Origin of the sequence: Candidatus Nanosynbacter sp. TM7-057, assembly GCF_022828295.1 — a bacterium.
Classification (GTDB): domain Bacteria; phylum Patescibacteriota; class Saccharimonadia; order Saccharimonadales; family Saccharimonadaceae; genus Nanosynbacter.
On record NZ_JAJQJT010000001.1, the window covers coordinates 471,595 to 490,402 of the forward strand.

15 protein-coding genes and 5 tRNA genes are annotated in these 18,808 nt (G+C 40.4%); 13 read left to right on the forward strand and 7 right to left on the reverse strand.

The window, feature by feature from the left end; all coding sequences use genetic code 11:
• The first annotated feature begins 62 nt into the window (after positions 1–62).
• The gene (locus LRM45_RS02480; RefSeq protein ID WP_129631687.1) at positions 63–1,583 is read left to right on the forward strand and encodes a helix-turn-helix domain-containing protein; all 1,521 of its coding nucleotides are present in this window, start codon (positions 63–65) and stop codon (positions 1,581–1,583) included.
• Here the strand turns inward: LRM45_RS02480 and LRM45_RS02485 are convergent.
• Positions 1,573–3,378 (reverse strand): glycogen/starch/alpha-glucan phosphorylase, encoded by a 1,806-nt coding sequence (locus LRM45_RS02485; RefSeq protein ID WP_243826608.1) that lies wholly within the window; start codon positions 3,376–3,378, stop codon positions 1,573–1,575. The genes LRM45_RS02480 and LRM45_RS02485 overlap by 11 nt on opposite strands.
• Positions 3,379–3,410: 32 nt before the next feature.
• Positions 3,411–3,485, reverse strand: a tRNA-Gly gene (locus LRM45_RS02490).
• A 43-nt stretch (positions 3,486–3,528) separates the two neighbouring features.
• On the opposite strand from LRM45_RS02490, the gene LRM45_RS02495 reads away from it, so the two are divergent.
• Positions 3,529–3,605, forward strand: a tRNA-Arg gene (locus tag LRM45_RS02495).
• A 24-nt stretch (positions 3,606–3,629) separates the two neighbouring features.
• Positions 3,630–4,040: a hypothetical protein gene (locus tag LRM45_RS02500; protein ID WP_243826609.1), complete on the forward strand. Its 411-nt coding sequence runs from the start codon at positions 3,630–3,632 to the stop codon at positions 4,038–4,040.
• A 35-nt stretch (positions 4,041–4,075) separates the two neighbouring features.
• Here the strand turns inward: LRM45_RS02500 and LRM45_RS02505 are convergent.
• Positions 4,076–4,152 (reverse strand) — tRNA-Lys (locus LRM45_RS02505).
• Positions 4,153–4,237: 85 nt separating this feature from the next.
• Positions 4,238–4,315: transfer RNA gene (locus LRM45_RS02510), tRNA-His, on the reverse strand.
• 76 nt (positions 4,316–4,391) lie between these two features.
• Here LRM45_RS02510 and LRM45_RS02515 point away from each other — a divergent pair.
• The gene (locus LRM45_RS02515) at positions 4,392–5,204 is read left to right on the forward strand and encodes a bifunctional 5,10-methylenetetrahydrofolate dehydrogenase/5,10-methenyltetrahydrofolate cyclohydrolase (protein WP_243826610.1); all 813 of its coding nucleotides are present in this window, start codon (positions 4,392–4,394) and stop codon (positions 5,202–5,204) included.
• Here the strand turns inward: LRM45_RS02515 and LRM45_RS02520 are convergent.
• Positions 5,201–5,572 carry a response regulator gene (locus LRM45_RS02520; RefSeq protein ID WP_129635371.1) on the reverse strand — a complete coding sequence of 124 codons (372 nt, stop codon included), beginning with the start codon at positions 5,570–5,572 and terminating at the stop codon, positions 5,201–5,203. The genes LRM45_RS02515 and LRM45_RS02520 overlap by 4 nt on opposite strands.
• A 40-nt stretch (positions 5,573–5,612) precedes the next feature.
• Here LRM45_RS02520 and LRM45_RS02525 point away from each other — a divergent pair, with 40 nt between their 5' ends.
• Both LRM45_RS02525 and LRM45_RS02530 read left to right on the forward strand, forming a co-directional pair.
• The gene (locus LRM45_RS02525) at positions 5,613–6,962 is read left to right on the forward strand and encodes a class I SAM-dependent methyltransferase (protein WP_243826611.1); all 1,350 of its coding nucleotides are present in this window, start codon (positions 5,613–5,615) and stop codon (positions 6,960–6,962) included.
• 26 nt (positions 6,963–6,988) lie between these two features.
• The gene (locus LRM45_RS02530) at positions 6,989–9,148 is read left to right on the forward strand and encodes a sensor histidine kinase (RefSeq protein WP_243826612.1); all 2,160 of its coding nucleotides are present in this window, start codon (positions 6,989–6,991) and stop codon (positions 9,146–9,148) included.
• On the opposite strand, the gene LRM45_RS02535 is transcribed toward LRM45_RS02530, so the two are convergent.
• On the reverse strand, positions 9,145–9,360 hold the full coding sequence (locus LRM45_RS02535) for a hypothetical protein (RefSeq protein WP_243826613.1): 216 nt from the start codon (positions 9,358–9,360) through the stop codon (positions 9,145–9,147). The genes LRM45_RS02530 and LRM45_RS02535 overlap by 4 nt on opposite strands.
• Positions 9,361–9,451: 91 nt before the next feature.
• Between LRM45_RS02535 and LRM45_RS02540 the strand changes: the two genes are divergently transcribed.
• The 5 genes from LRM45_RS02540 to LRM45_RS02560 all read left to right on the forward strand — a co-directional run bounded on the left by LRM45_RS02540 (position 9,452) and on the right by LRM45_RS02560 (position 13,387).
• Positions 9,452–9,526: transfer RNA gene (locus LRM45_RS02540), tRNA-Glu, on the forward strand.
• 110 nt (positions 9,527–9,636) lie between these two features.
• Positions 9,637–10,449, forward strand: coding sequence for a hypothetical protein (locus LRM45_RS02545; RefSeq protein ID WP_243826614.1), 813 nt, complete (start codon positions 9,637–9,639; stop codon positions 10,447–10,449).
• 271 nt (positions 10,450–10,720) lie between these two features.
• Complete coding sequence (locus LRM45_RS02550) at positions 10,721–11,455, forward strand: ABC-three component system protein (protein WP_243826615.1); 735 nt, start codon at positions 10,721–10,723, stop codon at positions 11,453–11,455.
• Entirely contained in the window at positions 11,452–11,694 is a 243-nt protein-coding gene (locus tag LRM45_RS02555; protein WP_243826616.1) for an ABC-three component system middle component 6, read from the forward strand. Before LRM45_RS02550 ends, LRM45_RS02555 begins: the two co-directional genes overlap by 4 nt.
• The gene (locus LRM45_RS02560) at positions 11,681–13,387 is read left to right on the forward strand and encodes a DUF2326 domain-containing protein (RefSeq protein ID WP_243826617.1); all 1,707 of its coding nucleotides are present in this window, start codon (positions 11,681–11,683) and stop codon (positions 13,385–13,387) included. The genes LRM45_RS02555 and LRM45_RS02560 overlap by 14 nt, the downstream gene beginning before the upstream one ends.
• 20 nt (positions 13,388–13,407) lie before the next feature.
• Here the strand turns inward: LRM45_RS02560 and LRM45_RS02565 are convergent, their stop codons facing one another.
• On the reverse strand, positions 13,408–13,635 hold the full coding sequence (locus LRM45_RS02565; RefSeq protein ID WP_243826618.1) for a hypothetical protein: 228 nt from the start codon (positions 13,633–13,635) through the stop codon (positions 13,408–13,410).
• Between the two features lie 1,578 nt (positions 13,636–15,213).
• On the opposite strand from LRM45_RS02565, the gene LRM45_RS02570 reads away from it, so the two are divergent.
• Together LRM45_RS02570 and LRM45_RS04220 are read left to right on the forward strand one after the other, a co-directional pair.
• Positions 15,214–15,939 (forward strand): hypothetical protein, encoded by a 726-nt coding sequence (locus LRM45_RS02570; protein WP_243826619.1) that lies wholly within the window; start codon positions 15,214–15,216, stop codon positions 15,937–15,939.
• The coding region (locus LRM45_RS04220; RefSeq protein WP_275973425.1) for a calcium-binding protein at positions 15,939–18,808 on the forward strand (2,870 nt) is incomplete at its 3' end. The genes LRM45_RS02570 and LRM45_RS04220, both read left to right, overlap by 1 nt.

An 18,808-nucleotide genomic window follows, 5' to 3' on the forward strand; every position in this document is an offset into this window, starting at 1 on the left:
CCTCCGTTAATACTTATTATATCATTGCTTGTATATATCATTAGTGATATAATTTACGCATGATAAAAGACAAGTATCTTCAAAAAATCGGCAATTTAATCGCTGAAAATCGCCAAAAGCAAGGTTTAACACAGACACAATTAGCTGAGGCGATTGGCACGTCGCAAAGTGCTATTAATCGCATTGAAAACGGGGGTCAGAATATTAGCATTGAGATGATTGCTCGAATTAGTGAAGTGCTTAATAACAATATTGTTACCGTAAATCATTCCGGAAAAATGAATTTTAAGGTGACTGGCGGCAAAAAATTGTCTGGTGAGATACAAGTTAAGACTAGTAAAAATGCTGCAGTGGGTCTTCTCTGTGCGAGTTTGTTGAATAAGGGGAAGACGACGCTTAGGAAAGTGGCGCGAATTGAGGAGGTTAACCGAATTATCGAAGTTTTGAATTCGATTGGCGTTAAAACTCGCTGGTTGGACGGCAGTGATCTTGAGATCGTGCCGCCAGCACGCTTGAAGCTTGAAGATATGGATATTGCTGCGGCGAAGAGAACTAGGACGGTAATTATGTTCCTTGGTCCGCTACTGCATCAATATGACGATTTCAAATTGCCGTTTGCTGGCGGCTGTAATTTAGGCAAGCGCACAGTTGAGCCTCATCTTAGTGGATTAAGGCATTTTGGAATGAACGTCACAGCGGAAACTGATTATTATCATGCAAAAACTGATGTCAATTCTGGCGATCGAACGATTTTATTGACGGAGCGTGGCGATACGGTGACGGAAAATATAATTATGGCTGCGGCGTTGTCACCAAACACTACCATCATCCGCAATGCTAGCCCAAATTACATGGTCCAGGACGTCTGTTTCTTCTTGAAAAAGTTGGGTGTGAAAATTGAGGGAATTGGTACGACAACCTTGAAAATCACGGGCCGTAAACGCATTAGTAAAAATCTGGACTATTATCCGAGCGAAGATCCGATTGAAGCGATGAGCTTTATTGCGGCGGCTGCAGTGACGGATTCGGAAATTACTGTTCGTCGTGCGCCGATTGAATTCTTGGAAATTGAGCTAGCGACATTGGCGGAAATGGGTCTTAAATTTGAGCTCAGCAAGGAATATTTTGCTAATAATGGGCAAACTCGTTTGGTTGATATTAAATTGCAGCGCTCCAAACTCCAGGCAGCAAAGGATAAACTTCACGCCTTGCCGTTTCCTGGAATCAATATGGACAATTTGCCGTTTTTGGGACTTATCGCGACGGTGGCGGAGGGTCGCACGTTGGTTCACGACTGGAGCTACGAAAACCGAGCAATTTACTTTACAGAACTAAGCAAGCTGAATGCGCAAATCGAGTTGGTTGACCCACACCGTGTTTATATCACCGGTCCAACAAGATGGAAACCAGCCGACGTTGTTGCTCCGCCAGCGCTTCGTCCGTCCGTTGTGATACTTTTGGCAATGCTTGCTGCTCCAGGTGTATCGATTCTTCGCGACGTATATTCGATTAATCGCGGATACGAGGAATTGGCGGCGCGCTTAAATTCGCTAGGTGCTGAGATTGAAGTGATTATTGAATAGGAATTCGCTTGATCTGCGGTTCTTTTTTAGGTTGGATTTGCGGTTTTGGAAAAATAAATTTGAGATAATCTTTCATCATTCGAGCGCCAGAAATAATTGGCAAATAGTTGCTTAGTTGGTGGCGGATGTGTTTTTCTAACAATTGGTCATTTTTCAAAATAGCGGCAGCTTTATGCATGTTGACGTACAGAGATGAAACTTCGGCTTCGTAGTTTCTCCCGGTAACCTCCAGGCAGGCAATTGGCTGAACGTCGGCAACACCGCCATCACTAGTGGAGATGAGGAGTTTTAAGTTGGCGACGTCTTTCTCCCATGAAGTACCGCACGCTTCTAATCCGACGATAGGAATATTTATCGAAGCATCCGAGCCGATTGCTAACGCTCGTCCCAGCTCTTCATCGTAATCTTGTATATAATGAACACGCTCCTTGAGGACTGGATCGTTATCAATCAATTTTAATACCTCGAGCAATTTCTGATACATCGTCACGTCGCCTTGGTGGACTTTTCCTGTCAGAATATAATGCGCGTTGTGGCTAATGAGAATTTGGCGCAATGAATCTGGGTTTTCAAACGGCATATAAGGTCGTTTGTAATTGGCGAATCTTCGCTTGAAATCGAATAATATTGCATTTTCTGGGATTTGTATGGATTTTCCGTACTGATCCTGGCGACTCAATAGGACTCGATTCAATTCCTTTCGCCCGAGTTTTTTCAAATACCTCAAATCCGCGCTACTCAGCGAGTCTAATTTTTCAGAAAAATCATTTGTGGGCAGTCCAAATTTATCGATAACACCGTGATCGCGATATGTTTGCAACGTTTCAGGCAACACCCACGTTTCGAGATCTATCCCATTAGTAATGGCTTGAAATTTAACTTTGTCGTTGTTGCGATCGCGGAAATTTGCCACACGGGCATGTAGTTTACTTACACCATTCTTCGCTTCAGTAAGTTCAATTGCCAAAAGATTCGGCCTCAGCCTGTCATTACGGAATTGTTCCATTAGCCAGCAACGCACAGCATTACTTTTTATATTTGGCAGAACTAATTTTTCAAATTGCGAACGATGAAATTCCGGTTCGGCCGCTTGAAGAAGCGTATGGTTCGTGTAAAGTGTGTGTTTTCGAACATAAACGATGGCCTCATATAAATTCATTCCGTTAGCGCACAGCTCGTCTAGCCGCGCCAATGCGGCAAAAATCGTTGCAGTTTCATTAAGTTGAATAACAGCCGGCTTAATACCGAGGAGTTTTAATGCTTTATAGCCACCAAATCCCAGCGCTACTTCTTGGTATAGTCTATGATCGCCAGATCCGTCGCCTTCGTATAATTGTCCAAAGTTCGGTTCTGAAATTGTAACAAATTGCGTTGAACCGAGCGTCTTCTTAAAAATGCTTAAGCTTGTATCTGGGAATCCGTTTGAACTTACGAAAACTTCGTCAATATATTCAAATCCATAATCTTGAGGTGAAACGGATTCCGAAAACTCTTCTTGTGCGAGGTTGGTGATTTTCTGGTGTGATTCGCTACGATAAAACGGCGTTACTACTACGAATGGAACTTCTAATTTTTCAGCTACACGTCGCGTGTCCGCCGCTAAAACTCCAAGTCCGCCGCCGCCTTTAATGCCATTGGACTTATCATAAATTTCCATTGTCCAATAGACATATGGTCGGTTTTCAGACAATTGGTGTGTTAAGCTGCTTCGTTCAATTACATCATAAAATTCGGACGCATCTTCAATATCATGCGGCTGGTATTTTGGCTTTTCTGTATAAATATATGGATCCATCGATGCCCTTTATGGATTGAAATTGTCAAACTTGGTGCGGGTGGGGAGAATCGAACTCCCATCTCAAGTTTGGAAAACTTGCATACTAACCGCTGTACTACACCCGCAAGCTTTTACTATTGTAGCAGAAAGATGTTATAATGTGAATACGCCCTGATAGCTCAGTTGGATAGAGCAGAGGACTTCTAAGCCTAAGGTCGTAGGTTCGAATCCTACTCGGGGCGCCATTTCATATAACTAATGGGGGATATATGGATGCGAATAAAAAACCGCAAATGACGCGGGAAATGATGATTAGATTATCTGGCTCCTTAAGAAGACCAATTGATGGTTTTAAAGCGTATGGAGATACGGGCAGAATGCTGACCGCTAATCGTGGTGTGAATTCGGAACGCCGATATATTAAGGGATATGGATCTTCAATATCTGCCAATAATTATGACAATCGAAGACGATTTGGTGCGGAAATAAGTGTAGTACCTCGGTCGAGGGGTGCTAACAATAATCCTGATGACGCTGGTCTGTCTGGCGGGAATCGACGAGTCAATGGTCTACAAAATAACAACGTTCCGTCAGACGTGAACAATTCTCGTCAATCGTTTAATGCTAATCGAACTACTTTTCGTGAGCCGCCTTCTCGCGGATATAATCCATTTGGATAAATAAAAAATCCTCACTTCAATGTGAGGTTATTTTTTGGAGGGCCAGGAGGGGCTCGAACCCTCGACACCCTGCTTAAGAGGCAGGTGCTCTAACCAGCTGAGCTACTGGCCCACGATTTCATTATACAACAATCAATAAAAATGTCTACCGTTTTATTGAAAATAATTTATCGGTGTGAATAAATTGTCGTAAAACTTGGGGCGAATGATGGGATTCGAACCCACGGCCTCCGGAGCCACAATCCAGCGCTCTAACCAAACTGAGCTACATCCGCCATAAACCAAGCTTCTCAAATTATAGCACACACTATATCTGTACTCAAGATGGTAAAATTGCTATACTTAATGACAATGAGAGAACTAAATGGCTCAGAATTAGCTGGATTTATCAAGGAGCGCCAGGCGAAACAGGTGCGAGCTTTAAGGCAGGCTTGGTATATTAATCCTCGTTTGGCAATTGTTACTGATGTCGAAAATCCAGTTATTGAAACGTACATGCGTTTGAAACAGAGGTATGGCGCTGATATTTTGATTGACGTGGAGATTCATCGAGTCCCTGCGGGCGGTGCTTTGGAGGTGATTCAAGAATTGAACAATCGAGACGACGTTCAAGGAATAATTCTGCAATTGCCGATTAGTAATTCTGATCAGACTGAGGAGCTACTCGAGAGTATTCGAGAAGATAAAGACGTTGATGGTTTGCGCAAGAGGGCGATTTTTCAGGCGGCTACACCAACGGCTATTAGTTGGCTTCTGGCTGGATATGGCGTTGACTTGAAGGGAAAAAAAGTCGCAATTGTCGGGCGAGGTCGTTTGGTTGGTGCGCCTCTTGAGAAAATGTGGCTGAAGTCTGGCGTTGATGTGACGGTTTTTGAAAAAGGTGACGATTTATCTCAATTGGTAAATTACGATATTATCGTGTCGGCAACTGGAGTTCCAGGGCTGATTAAAAGCCAGATGATTAAGACTAAGGCGGTTGTTATTGACGCGGGAACTGCTTCGGAAAATGGAAAAATTGTTGGCGACGTATCTGAAGAGGTGCGGCAGTGTAATGATGTAATTATTACACCAAAAAAAGGCGGAGTTGGTCCATTAACGGTTTCTGCGCTGTTTGATAATGTAATTACGGCTTGTCTAAAAATTGCGAATCAATCAAAAAATTAAGCAGCTTTTATGGCAGTTTTGACTTGCTCGACAACTTGGCGTGGCGTGAGATTCGCTTTTACGATGTAGCTATGAATTCCTAATTTCTTCAAATCGTGCGGAGCTTCTTCTTCGCCGAGATTAGTGAGGACGATAACGGGAATGGTTTTTCCCCAATCTTTAGACCTAATTCGCTTCAAAGCCTCCGCGCCGTCCATTTCTGGCATTTGTAAATCTAGCAAAATAATATCTGGCTGAAACTTTTCGACTACTTCTATGCCAATTTGTCCGTTGGCAGCCAACCGAACGTCAAACCCGTCCGACTCGAACTTCATTCGGTACATCTGGCTGATGGTTGGGTCGTCTTCAATGATAGCGATTTTTATCATGCTCTAAGTATATCATATAAACTATGTTATAATTTTTGGCATGGAAAACTTTAGAGGCGAACAGTATATTACAGAAGCAGGTGATTTTCTTAATGGAATTGATCATGAAGCTAATGAAAAATTAAACGAGGAAATTGCGGATCTTAGAAGTGAGGAGTGTAGGGTTAAAATTGGAGAAAAAACCGATCCTGCATATAATAATCCGGATAAAATTCAGGACATATACAATTATCTGGAACGAGGCGGGGCGGAATTAAAGGATGTTCGTAAAGATATTATTCATAAAAATTTAGCCACCGCGGCAATTGCGAATGTTCTAGAAAAGATTCCTTTTGTGAGAGAAAATAAATGGGGTAATGATATAGATTCATATCTGGAGATTTCTCGTGATAAATTTCTATACGGTAAAGATCAAACTGATTCGAAGCCGTGGCACAATCAACGAGGTTCCGCACTGACATTTTTAACAATTTCTGAAGCTGATGATTTAAGTGTTTCTGGTAAAAATGGCGAAATATTGTCAGAAGGTAAATATCCAACTATGAGTGGTCCGCTGGATGAGTCGGTATTTGATGAGAAGATTAATGGCTTGCCGCTGACAGAAGTTATGGTTCAAGAAAAGATCAATAACGGCGTAGATAAAGCTACGGCTATTGAAGAGGTAGAGAAGAGGATTAGTGACGTCCGAGAGTTTATTCAGGCGCCGGTGACGGAGAAGTTTTCTGATGTTATTCGGCATTGTGCGGATTCGCTTGGTATTCGTGAGCGAGTGGAAACAGTGAATAGTCTATCGATTGATCATTTGAAGAAAGTGGCAGAAAAAGAGAATCGTTCAATTGACGATATGTTGGTGATGAGTTTTGGCTGCGGAACGGGACTGGCGACTTTGAAGATGCTGAAAAAACTTAAGGATGAAACGGGTGAAGCGCCAACGGTTATCCTGCTAGATCAAGATCCGTTGTCTCTAGCAGCGGCGCAGAGCTTGGCTAAGAAATGGAATTTGGAAGATAAGATTGAAGTTCATTGCGAACGATTATTCAGCAAGCTTGGCAAGCCTTTGAGTTTGGAGGGAGTTCTGGGTGATCGTAAACTGGATATTGCGGAAGACTCTGGCTTGCGAGAATATTTGCCAGACGGTGTTTATAAACAATTGACACGAGAATCATTGAAATTTTTACGAACCGGTGGATTAATGATCACTGGCAACATGAACGTAAATCGCCCACAAAAAGAATTTTTGCATGGACTAATGGGGTGGGTTCCAAAGGTTAGGATGCGCTCAATTAAAGAAGGCTTCAAATTGCTCCAAAAATCTGGCATACCAAAAGAATCTATTGAAGCTACAGTTACCGCAAGCGGTGTTTACACAGTTTTTGCGATTGAAACGTAGAATAAGATGCTATAATAAGCATTAGTATGATGATACGAGCATTAGTGCTAGGATTGGTTGCGTTGATGGCGCTAATTTTGGGCGTGCTTGTGCTTAAAAAATCGAAGCATCGTCATGATGCAAAGTATTGGTTTTTTCTGGTTTGTTTATGTTTGGCTGTGTGGTCGGCTGGACTTGAAGTGTTTTCTCTGGCAGACAAGGAAGTAACATTGGACACTGCATCCAGGTGGTTTTATGTAGCTTCGGCTGTTTTTTGTCCTGCGTTGGCTATTTTCACTACAAAGTCGTTTCTTCCATCGACAAAATCAACGAAGAGTTTTATCTGCGCATCTAGTATATTGATAACAATTTTTTCGCTATATATTATTTTGGTTCCTGAGTTTATTATCAATACATCAGAAATCGTCACGCCAGTAGATTTTTCTCGAATTCCGATTCATGCAGTCAACTATGTTATTTTTGCAACTTTTTTCTCGGTATTCTTCTTAATTTCTATGTGTTTTGGTTATATAGCGTGGCGCAAATCAGATCCTGTTCGACGCAAGCAAGTCGCGATTTACATGATTGGTCTGTTGATATGTAGCATTCCTGGCTTTGTAGTGGATCTGTTTCTTCCGGCGCTTGGTGATTATCGATATATATGGATTGGCCCAATTGCTACGATTATTTTCTTATTTGCAATTATGTATAGCATCGTCAGGTACCGATTGATGGACGTAAAAATGGCGGTGGCTCGAAGCGTTTCGTATATGTTGCTATTAATCGCACTAGCTGTCGTCTACGTGATTTCTGCATATGTCATTTCAATTTTGGTTTTCCAACGCAGCCTGACGGTTGATAGTCACGTAAATCTCATGAATATGATTTTGGCTATGGTTTTGGCGGTCGTATATCAACCAGTGAAGAAAATCTTTGATAAATTTACTGATAGGGTTTTTTACTACGGAGAATATGACGCTGATACGTTTACGCGTGAGATTAGTAAAATATTAACCTATACGGCGGATCTGCAACTCCTAACTCGACGCGTTGGCAATTATATAGCGACTTCTCTTAAGGCGGAAAAAGTGGCGTTTTGTATTCCGGAAAAAGGAATATATGGTCGAGCGGGTCGGCGACGAATATCTGTTGTCGAGGAAGACGTTCACAGGATTATGGATTACTATTATAAGAATTGTAGTTTTCCGGAAGTTATTTTGGCGAATCAAGTAAAAGATCCAGAACTGAAGAAACTTTTGGATATTCATCGCACGAAAATTGTTATGCCGCTGCTGCATCAAAATCAAGAAACGGGAATTCTATTTCTGGGCGAGCATAAGAGCTTGGGATATAGTTCTCGCGATATTGAAATGCTGGAATCGATTGCTGGGGAACTGGCTGTGTCGATTCGAAATTCTTTGTCATTGGAAGAGATTAATGAGTTGAATAAGAGTTTGCAGCGCAAAATTGACGAGGCGACGAAAGAGTTGAGGTTCAGTAATCGACAGCTTCAGCGACTGGACGAGGCGAAGAACGAATTTATTTCTATGGCTTCACATCAATTAAGAACGCCGTTGACTAGTATTAAGGGTTATCTGGATATGATACTAGAGGGCGATTTGGGGAAGATTACGCCGACGCAGCGCGCAGTTCTTAGGGAGGCATTTTCTTCCAGTGAGCGAATGGTTAGGTTGATTAATGATTTTCTCAATGTTTCTAGGCTTCAGACTGGTAAATTTAACATTGATAAACAGAAGACAGACGTTGCTCAAATTCTTCGGGATGAAGTTGCTTTGCTTAAGGTTGTGGCTGATCAGAGGTCTGTCGAAATGGACTTAAAGATTGATAGAAAAGTTCCATTGATTACGGCCGACTCTGAGAAGATTCGTCAAGTTATGCTGAATATGATCGACAACGCTATTTACTATTCAAATCCGCACAAAAAGGTAATAATTTCCCTAAAGGGTAGCGCTAATGAGATTGAGTTTACTGTGAAGGATTCTGGGATCGGCGTACCAAAATCAGAGCAAGCAAATCTGTTTGGCAAATTCTTCCGCGGCACAAATGCCAGAAAAAAGCGGCCAGACGGCACTGGCGTTGGCTTATTTTTGGCGAGGAAAGTTATCTTGTCGCACGACGGCGAAATGATCTTTGAATCAGAAGAAGGAAAAGGTAGTACTTTTGGGTTTAAGTTGCCGGTTCGTTAACGAAATAAACTCAGTATTCCAGAAATAACGATAATTAAAGCAATTGCAACGAGTCCCGCCATACCAATGGTGCGAATGAGCTTTTTCCGATCGAAAAACCATTGAGATAATTTGGAGCGATTCGTTGCTGTAATCCTTGTTACTTTTGGTCGCTGAGATGTCGCGTCCATCCCAGAATATCTTTTATTGCGCTTTTTCTTCTGCTTTGTCATGGAAATATTATACATTAATGGATAACGGCGGAGAAGTGGCTGATTTGCTATAGACAATTCGACAATAATTTGTTATGATATCTGAAGTTGTGGCCTTATCGTCTAACGGTTAGGACACCAGGTTTTCATCCTGGCAATCCGGGTTCGATTCCCGGTAAGGTCACCATGTAACAGACAGAAGACCTTACTGGTCTTTTTTATTTGTTTTTAATCTTGCAAGGAACTTATGCTTACTATAAAATGATGCTAAGATAGTAGTAGCAAGGTAGGGATCTAATGATAAAGAGTAGCGCGATAAAAACAAAACACGCAAACACTAGAAAGGTCCAGTACGGTAAAAGATCGCCTAAAAACACTCCTGTGCAAAAAGTACACTCTAAACTAAAATCCGCCCGAAAGCGTATATCAAAATTCTGGATTATAGCTGGGGCTGCTATATTGATAGCTGCTATCTACCTGCTCATCAATGGCGGTGCCTTGGTAGAGCAACATAAAATGGCGCAATACCTTAAGGAAAAATACGGGAAAGAGTTTGTAGTAGAAAATTATCGCATTGAGGGTGGCGGTATTGGAGTTGAAGGCGATCCGTATGTGGATGCTTATCCGGTTGATGATAGTAGTCTTAGGTTTGAAGTGTGGAATAGAGCTGACTATAGAAAAGGCGAGAGTGCTTACTCTGATACCTATCCAGATCGTATTTGGGAAAGAGAGTCTAGAAATGATATAGCTAACCTAGTTAGCAAGCAGTTTGGCGGTAGAGTTAGACTCAAATCAATAAGAATAAGCAGCAATATAGAGGTTGGCAGAGATATTACGAAAAACATACCCTCCTATAAAGATGCATTTAATAAATTTGGCAGAAAAATATATATGACAATATCTTTAGAGAATGACGTTAATTTTGATGATTTATCAGAGCATATATATAGAGTGACTTCTGAAATAAGAAAGCAAATGGGCGTAATGCTGGCTATAGACTATCATGATTCACTACATGAGCTATGGCTGGAGGATCAGGACATTAGCAATATGAAATCTTCGAGTGACGTAGATAAATATATAAAGAGGAGGTGGAGTGAATATAACTAATGAGCAAATCTGATATTAAATGCTGTATTTTATGGCTATGCCAGAAGTATTTTGGACGCACATTTGTTTGATACAAACATCATCGCATTTCGCGATGAATATAAAAGTACTCCGCGCGAGGATGAAGAACCCATAAATCAACCAGCCGAAAAGCCGCCAAAACCAAAAAGCAGTCGAAGAAAAAGCCGCAGATTAAGGCGGAGCCGATGATAGATGAAAGCTGAGGCTTTAGCTAGGCACAAGCAGTATAGAGTGATACAATAATAGACAAATGGGTATTCCTCAATCAAGCGTGAAAATTCTATGGGCAAAAAGTGGTAATTGCTGTGCAATGTGTAGCAATCCAGTGGTTGAGCGTCAAACTGATACCCTGATTCCTGTAGGAGAAATGGCTCATATTAAGGGACATAAGCCGGGTTCTGCACGCTATGACGACGGCCAGAGTGATATCGAACGTCATTCCTATAATAATCTTATTCTTCTCTGTCCAGCGTGCCACGCTATTATTGATAAGAATGTGGCAAAATACTCTGTTGACTATCTTCATGAAATCAAATCTTTGCACGAGGAACGCATTGAGCGAGCCATAAAGAGAAGCTTACCGACAATCACATTTAGAGAACTCGAGGAAACTCTTCGGCACATCATAGATAACCCTCCTTTGAAATACGATAGCGAAGACTTTGGACTGATACCTATAAAGGATAAAGTGCACAAAAATGGTCTAAGTCTGCAGACAGAGCAAATGTTAAAAATGGGCATGGCTTCTGTGTCGCTGATTGATGATTTTTTAAACAAAAATGCTAGCGAAGACTATCCAGAAAAATTAAGGATATTTTTTGTACAAAAGTATAAAAATTTAAGAAGAGACACTGATAACGGGGATGTTATATTTTACTCTCTAGTGCAAGCAGCCTCTAGCGACAGTAGCGACCCTCGTCATATGGCTGCAGCTTACGGAATAGTGGCCTACTATTTTCAGCTATGTGAGGTGTTTGAAAAATGATAATACTTCCAGATAAAACTATTCGCGTGGGGTTTTCGGTCGTTGGAGTTGGTGCAACACTTCTTCAAAACATAGATTCAGTTGAAACAGTGAGTTCGTTATGGAGTAAAGTGAAGGTATATGAAGAAATAGGTACGTTTGAGAAGTTTATTGCAGCTCTAGTGTTACTGTACTCCTCCGGAGCTATACTGTATAATAATGGGGTAATCGAAAAAAATAAAAAACATGAAATTAGTTAAGTTAAGCGCAAACAAAAGCAGTTTTAAAACCATACAATTTCGTAGAGGTTTTAATATAATCATAGCCGACCGCGATCAGGATTCCAGCGATAAGCATTCTACTAATGGCTTAGGCAAAACACTATTACTTGAAATTATAAGCTATTGTCTCGGAGGCAGTCCATCAGAAACTCTCAAAAAAGAGGAGATGCGAGACTGGATATTCAGTTTAACTATCGAGATAGATGGAGAAGAAATTGTCCTCAAACGGGCAATAAAGGATCGTAAGAAATATATAGAGGCGCTAGGAATTGAAGACATCAGCGTAGATGAAGTTTGTTTAACTCTAGGAGAGAAGTTATTTGGCCTTAGTGTACGCGAGGTAAAAGACAAAAGCAATCACCCTACGTATCGCACATTGGCGTCGTACTTCATGAGGACTTATGACGGCGCATTTTCTAATCCTTTCTTATGCTTTGCTGGGCAGAACGTGCTATCTAGAAATAACAATGCTGCTTTTCTAATAGGGCTAAACTGGCGACTATCTGTCAAATTCTCGCAACTTAAATCTGAATTTAATAAATTAGATAGCGCAAACAAAGCTATTGAAACGGGTGCTTTTGATGTGTTTGGAGGTACGGTGGGCGATTTGAACTCAGAGAAAATAGACGTTGAGCTGCAACTTGCGGAGAAGATGAAAAGACTAGAAAATTTTCAAGTTCACGAAGACTATAGAGATATACAGGCTAAAGCAGACACTTTAACTAAAGAAATCCACGACGTTATCAATGAAATCACTATAAACTCTCAAATAGTAGAGAGATACAAAGACAGTTTAAAAAATGAAAACGGCGATGATATAAGAATAGAACAAATATACGAAGCGGCAGGCGCTGTCTTCGAAAAGTCCTCTCTACGTACACTTGATGAGGTAATCAACTTCCATAGGAACGTGGTGCTTAATAGAAAAAATTATCTAGAAAGCGAGATTGAGTTATACTTAACAAAAAACAGAACTTTAGATAGTAAAATGGAGAAACTCTCAAACGAGAGAGCTGGCTACATGAATATACTAAAAACACATGGAGCTCTTGATGAGTATACAAAGCTTCAAGATGAGGTCAATAAAAGTAGGGCTAAGATAGCGGATATAGAGAGCAGAATTTCTCGACTCACGGAGATTAAGTCAAGGATTGATGATATAAGGATAGAGATTAGCGGTATTATATCAAAAATGCGGCAGGAATATAGCGGAGACCAGCCGCTAATATCAACAGCTATACGTTTATTTAATTCAAACTCTCGATTTTTGTACGAACAGCCCGGGACACTCTCTATCGATGTAGATAAAGAAGGCTATAAGTTTAAAATTGATATTAAAAAAGCTGGCAGCTACGGCGTTAGTAGTATGAAGGTGTTCTGCTACGATCTTATGCTAGCTGAATATTGGTCTACTGTACGTCATAGAGAATTTCCCTTATTCCATGATTCAAAAATATTTGCAGACGTAGATCCTAGACAGGTAGCAAAAGCTCTAGAAATTTCTAGTAGCAAAGCCGAGTCGTTAGACTTTCAGTATGTTTGCTCCATGAATTCTGGGTATATGCCGTATGATTATCTACCGGAAGAATTTACCGATAACTTCAGCAAATACATTATCGCAAGGTTTAACGACAAAGACGAGCACAGCACATTACTGGGTGTAACTTTTTAGCACCGCCGCGCTGAAGTCTATTAAGAGGCGCTGTCCTGTTTCTTGTACTTCTTCAAAAGCCCCTCAAGATCAAACCCTTTACTCCTGCTGGCGACATGCGCAAATCGCTGCATAAATTTCAGAAATCCGACCGCGTATTCGCGGTTGGCATTTTCTGGGTCGTGAAGCTCCAGGTAATGGATCGTTTTCTGAATCGTTTCTTCATCTTCGTACAGATGAAGATTCTTGATTGTATCCCCGTCGTTCATGATTATTTCACCTCCATAAATTTATTTAAGCTGATAAAATCTATCAACATTTTCGCCTCAAGCGCAGATGTTGTCCTTATCATTACCTTACAGCTGTTGCGACACGAAAAATATTTAGACTGCCTTCATAAATAATTTCTCTATCGATGATGGCTAATTTGCGGTGATATTTGACTGTAAAAAACACTTCGACGCCTACTGATTGTAGTAAATCAGAGATTTTGGACTTATAGTCTGTATATTTCGTCGTGTTCTTCAAGCGGTTTGGTGTTAAGTAATATTGTCACGCCGCGCTTTTTGAGCCAGTGAAGTATTGGAATAAATTTTTCGACTCGGACAGTTCTGAGGAACGGACTTTCGATGATAATGCTTTTGCGAGCTTTTTGTAAGTCGCGCATAAACTGGTTGTCAAAAGTATTTTGGTCGTAGAGTTTTGAATCTGGTTTTCGCAAATTAAACATCACGCTCCTCCAAATCCGGCAAATGCACCTCGCCATTTTTAATAACCATACCAAGCTCCTTGAAGCGATTTTGCAGTACAAACAAATCGCGAAAAAGGAGTTCCGTATTTATATTTGTAAGGTCGCCATTTCAAGGCAAAAATTAAAATCATCGTCTTTCTGGGCGATTTTTTGATTTAGATTTGAAATAGTTCGTTTGTCTTTGATGACTATGTATTTCTTATAATACTTAAACTGAACAATACACATAATTAAATTATCAGCAGACCAGGACGAGATTTGCCAAACTAATCTTATTGTATTGTGTTTATTCTTCGGTTTAAAACAAGTGCATTTAACTAGTTCTAGGGGTGCAATATGTCTAAAGCGATGATAATAAAAAATCTAAAAAATTATCATGGGCATTCGTCATATCTATGACGTTTGTTGTAGGATTATTTATTCTCGTTGATACGTTAACTGGTGGCCTAAATAAGGAGACAATAATTAAGATTGAGCTGCTCCAGGTGTAAGAGAGATAATTCCATCAGCCGGGCCTATAAAAGTTAGAGTTAGCATTTACCAAGATTTTTCTAACATGCTAAAAGATCTATTAGAGAAATATTTTATCGCCAGAGAGTAAGACCAGGATAAATTAGATTATACTTTGGTAATAGCTATTGGCAAAGGCGGTAACGAGATGACTGACAACTTGTTTAAGGTGGTTCGTTATTTGAAGTTTAGCGGGTTTCGAAAAGTATGTATTTTATACGTAGAGTAGCGTAATGATGGAAAACTATATGGGAAATCGTGTGGTGATGATACTGCACCTAGTATTGGAGGGTGTAAGAAAATATATAAGAAGTAGAGTATTAATGGATTAGGAAGATATATCAATGTCAGGATCCATAGATTATATAAATTTGTCGAAGCTAGTTTCCTTCCGCTCTTGGATACTTCTTGACCTCACTTATGACTCCTCCAGTTTTCATGATACCGTTTTAATCTCTTCCTAGTTTAATCTATCTAGCTATAGTGAATCGATTAAGAGCGAGTTGCCTGATTATTTTAAACTTGTTGTATTATGCTCATGTTTAAGGTAATATATAGTTAGATTAACAACTTGGGAGTTTCGTAGGTGTTTTTAGAAGGTATTTCAAAAAAATGTAATAGCGAAAAGAAGCGAAAGAAGATCTATTTAATGGCAATACTTTGTCTCGCTATACTATCTATATTTGCATATAGCCACACTGGAGTTGACACAGAAAAAATAAAAATGGAACACTATCTAAAGGAGCGTTATGGTAAAGATTTTAAAGTTAGCAATGTTCGTAAGGTAGGGTATGGCATTGGTGTGACGGGAACCGTCCTTGCCGATGCCGAACTAAAAGACGGTGGTACGGAAAAGTTTATGATTAGACGATGGGGCGATACCGGATATCTAGATGAATATCCAAGTACAATTTATAATAATAGAGAAAGGTCTGAACTAGATAAATTTATAAGAGAACTATCTGTAAAACCATCAAGATATTCAGTAGACATCAATATAAATCCAGAGATTTATAACGAGGTACGTGATGTGCCAAAATTGGTTAACTTGCTGAAGGATTATGCAAAGGAAGTGGATTATGGTGTTAAGGTCATAGTACAAGGAGACTCACCCACAAATAATAATATAAATGACGTTAAAAAGCTTGCCTCTTATACCGCCTTAAAGAATCCGAAAAAGAGCTCAGTAAGGTATGTTATAAATTCTAAAGATGGCACTTATAGATATATATGTCAACATTATAACGAGAGCTCATCTACGAGTATTCAAGTAAATGAAAAATGTTTTACAAGGAGTGAAGGAGTAGAGTAATGTCATTAAAGCCAGAGCAATATATAGCCCTAAGTGCTGCAGCTTATGGAGATTATAGCGACGACGATAAAAACCAAAAGATTGATAGAATTCGCAACAAGATGCAAAATAATAAACTAGAATATGCCGCGCTAAGTTCGCTCTCTTCCTATATCCTCCTAGATTACACCTCTACCCCCTCTGGCTTCCAGGCTGCAGCCTTTCAATCTCCTTCTGGGGAGATAGTATTTAGTTTTAAGGGTACTGACGCTGGGAATGGTTCTGAATTCAGTAAAGATATTGCCAATGCTGATGAGCAAATTTTTACTGGATCATCAAAAGGTCTTCCTGCTCAGTTTGTCGATGCTGAGAACTTTGTGATGCCTATTTTAAGATCAAATCCTGATGTCAAATGTTCGTTTACTGGACATTCGCTTGGCGGAGCTATAGCCCAGTATATGACTTACAGAACAATCTACAAGTCTGTCACCTTTAACGCCCCGGGAATCGGTGAGGTGATTGAGAGCGCTACTGGCGATAAAATAGACTATGAATTCTATAAAGATATTGCTACGAACTATGCTAATGAAAGTGATATAGTCGGTAATTATAGGGATTACGCTCGTATTGGGAGAAATATTCTTATATCTTCTAGCGTGAATCCCGAAGTGGCTGCTGATAGGGATGCGTACAACAGAACGATTCAGTTGATGATTCGAAAAAGAAACACCTATTCTTATACTAATGATGAAGTAAGGATAATGAGCGAGGGTATTGCTGCGGGAAAGAGACTAAGGGATAGAGGTTTATTTTACAATCATTCTATGTCTTCTCTCATGGACAGTGACGGAAAATTAATGCCTGTTTCTAGCGGGAAGCCTCTGGGAGATCAGTTTATGATCGAGCTGGTTACTGGCGCATCTATAGCCTATAGCGGAGCTAGAGATACGATTCTCTTTATAGGTAACTTCATTGCTGACAGCATCTGGTCTTCGTACTCATTTCTTCGCGCAGTATTTTCTGGTGATTTAAATAACGTGTTTGATTTATTCAAGAATGCTTCGGTTGCTGCAAAGGTTGATCCGCTTATATTTGATTTAGATGGCGACGGTATTAGGACAACTTCCCTAGATTACTCTACTGCTTATTTTGACTTAGATGGTGATGGGTTTGCCGAGAAGGTTGCTTGGGTCGGTGATGGAGATGGACTATTGACACTTGATCGCAATGGTGATGGCATGGTGACTAATGGTCAAGAACTATTTGGAGATCGGACTAGGTTGATTAATGGAGAATATGCTACTAGCGGATTTGAGGCTTTGCGAGAATTTGATGATAATAATGATGGGAAAATTGATACTAAAGATAATGTCTATTCTAAACTAAAGATGTGGCAAGATATAAATCATGACGGACTTTCACAACCCGAGGAACTAAAGTCATTGGCCGACTTGGGTATTGTTTCTATTGGTTTGGAGTCTACGGTTACGGGAGCTGTTGACGTAATGAATAATATTCAGCGTAGGCTAAGTAGTTTTATGAAGTCTGATGGTAGTACTGCTCAGGTTGGAGAATATTTACTAAATAGAGACACTGTTGACTCTCGTGATATATTTGGCGAGTCTATTGTAGTTCCAAAAGATATATTGCTATTGCCAAATATGCAAGGTGCGGGCAGGGTCTCCTCCTTGCATGCATCTATGGCAAAAGATGAAAGCGGCCAGCTGAAAGCTATGGTGGTAGATTTTGTAAATGCCAATGACGCGGAAAATCGAAATAGATTGTTTACGGAAATTCTATACAAATGGACTGGAGTTGATGGACTTGATCCTGCTAGTAGAGGTGGTTTGATTGATGCTAGGCAGTTGGGGGCTCTGGAAAAGTTTATGGGGACAGATTTCGTAGGAAATAATGGCGCTAACCCAAATTCTAATGCCGCACCTTTATTGCAAAAAGCCTATGATAAGCTAGCTGATAGATTATATGCAATGATTGCAAGCAGCTCTTATTTAAAAAAACTGATTGATAAAATAGACTTTAAGGTTGATGAGTCTGGTATTGAGGTTGATTTTCTAGGCGTTGAGAAGGATATAGATAAAAGAATTGAAGAAGATTCTGCGGCTGGTATTAATATTTTGGGCGATTTCTTGCGAACTATCTACGGTTTTGATTTAAACTATAAGAGTAATATCGATCAGTTTTGTAATTATTTTGCTGCGCAGTCGCCCGAATTGGCGAGAATTGTTTATTCATCTAATAAGGATGCAATAGTGGGAGATAAAAATTCTCAGTCACTCTATGGATCTTCAGGTAGTGATGTTATTTACGGCGATGCCGGCAACGACACCCTCATTGGCAACGCTGGCAACGACACTCTCATTGGCGGCCAAGGCAGCGACACACTTCGCGGCGGCTACGGTGATGATACCTACATCTTCAACAGGGGAGATGGGGTAGACTACATTGAAGAAGAGCGTGGCGACAACGATACTATCCAGTTTGGCGAGGGTATTACGCTGAAAGATCTAAAATTCTTCCGCTACGACTCTTCTGGTAGAAATCTGTATATTACCATTGGAGATAACGGTGATGCTATATCCATTAGAAATTACTTTAACGACGGCAATTACTCTAATCCAACCGACACTTTCAAGGTAGAGAAGCTCCTTTTCTCTGACGGTACCGCCATAGATGCCGCCTACATTTACGAACAAGTTCACACTATTACAGGCTCTAGGGATGGCGATACATTGAGTGGCTATGACGACCAGGACAACATTCTTCACGGTCTTGATGGTAACGACACTATCTACGGCCGAATCGGCAATGATCTCCTTTACGGCGATGCCGGCAACGACACCCTCATTGGCAACGCTGGCAACGACACTCT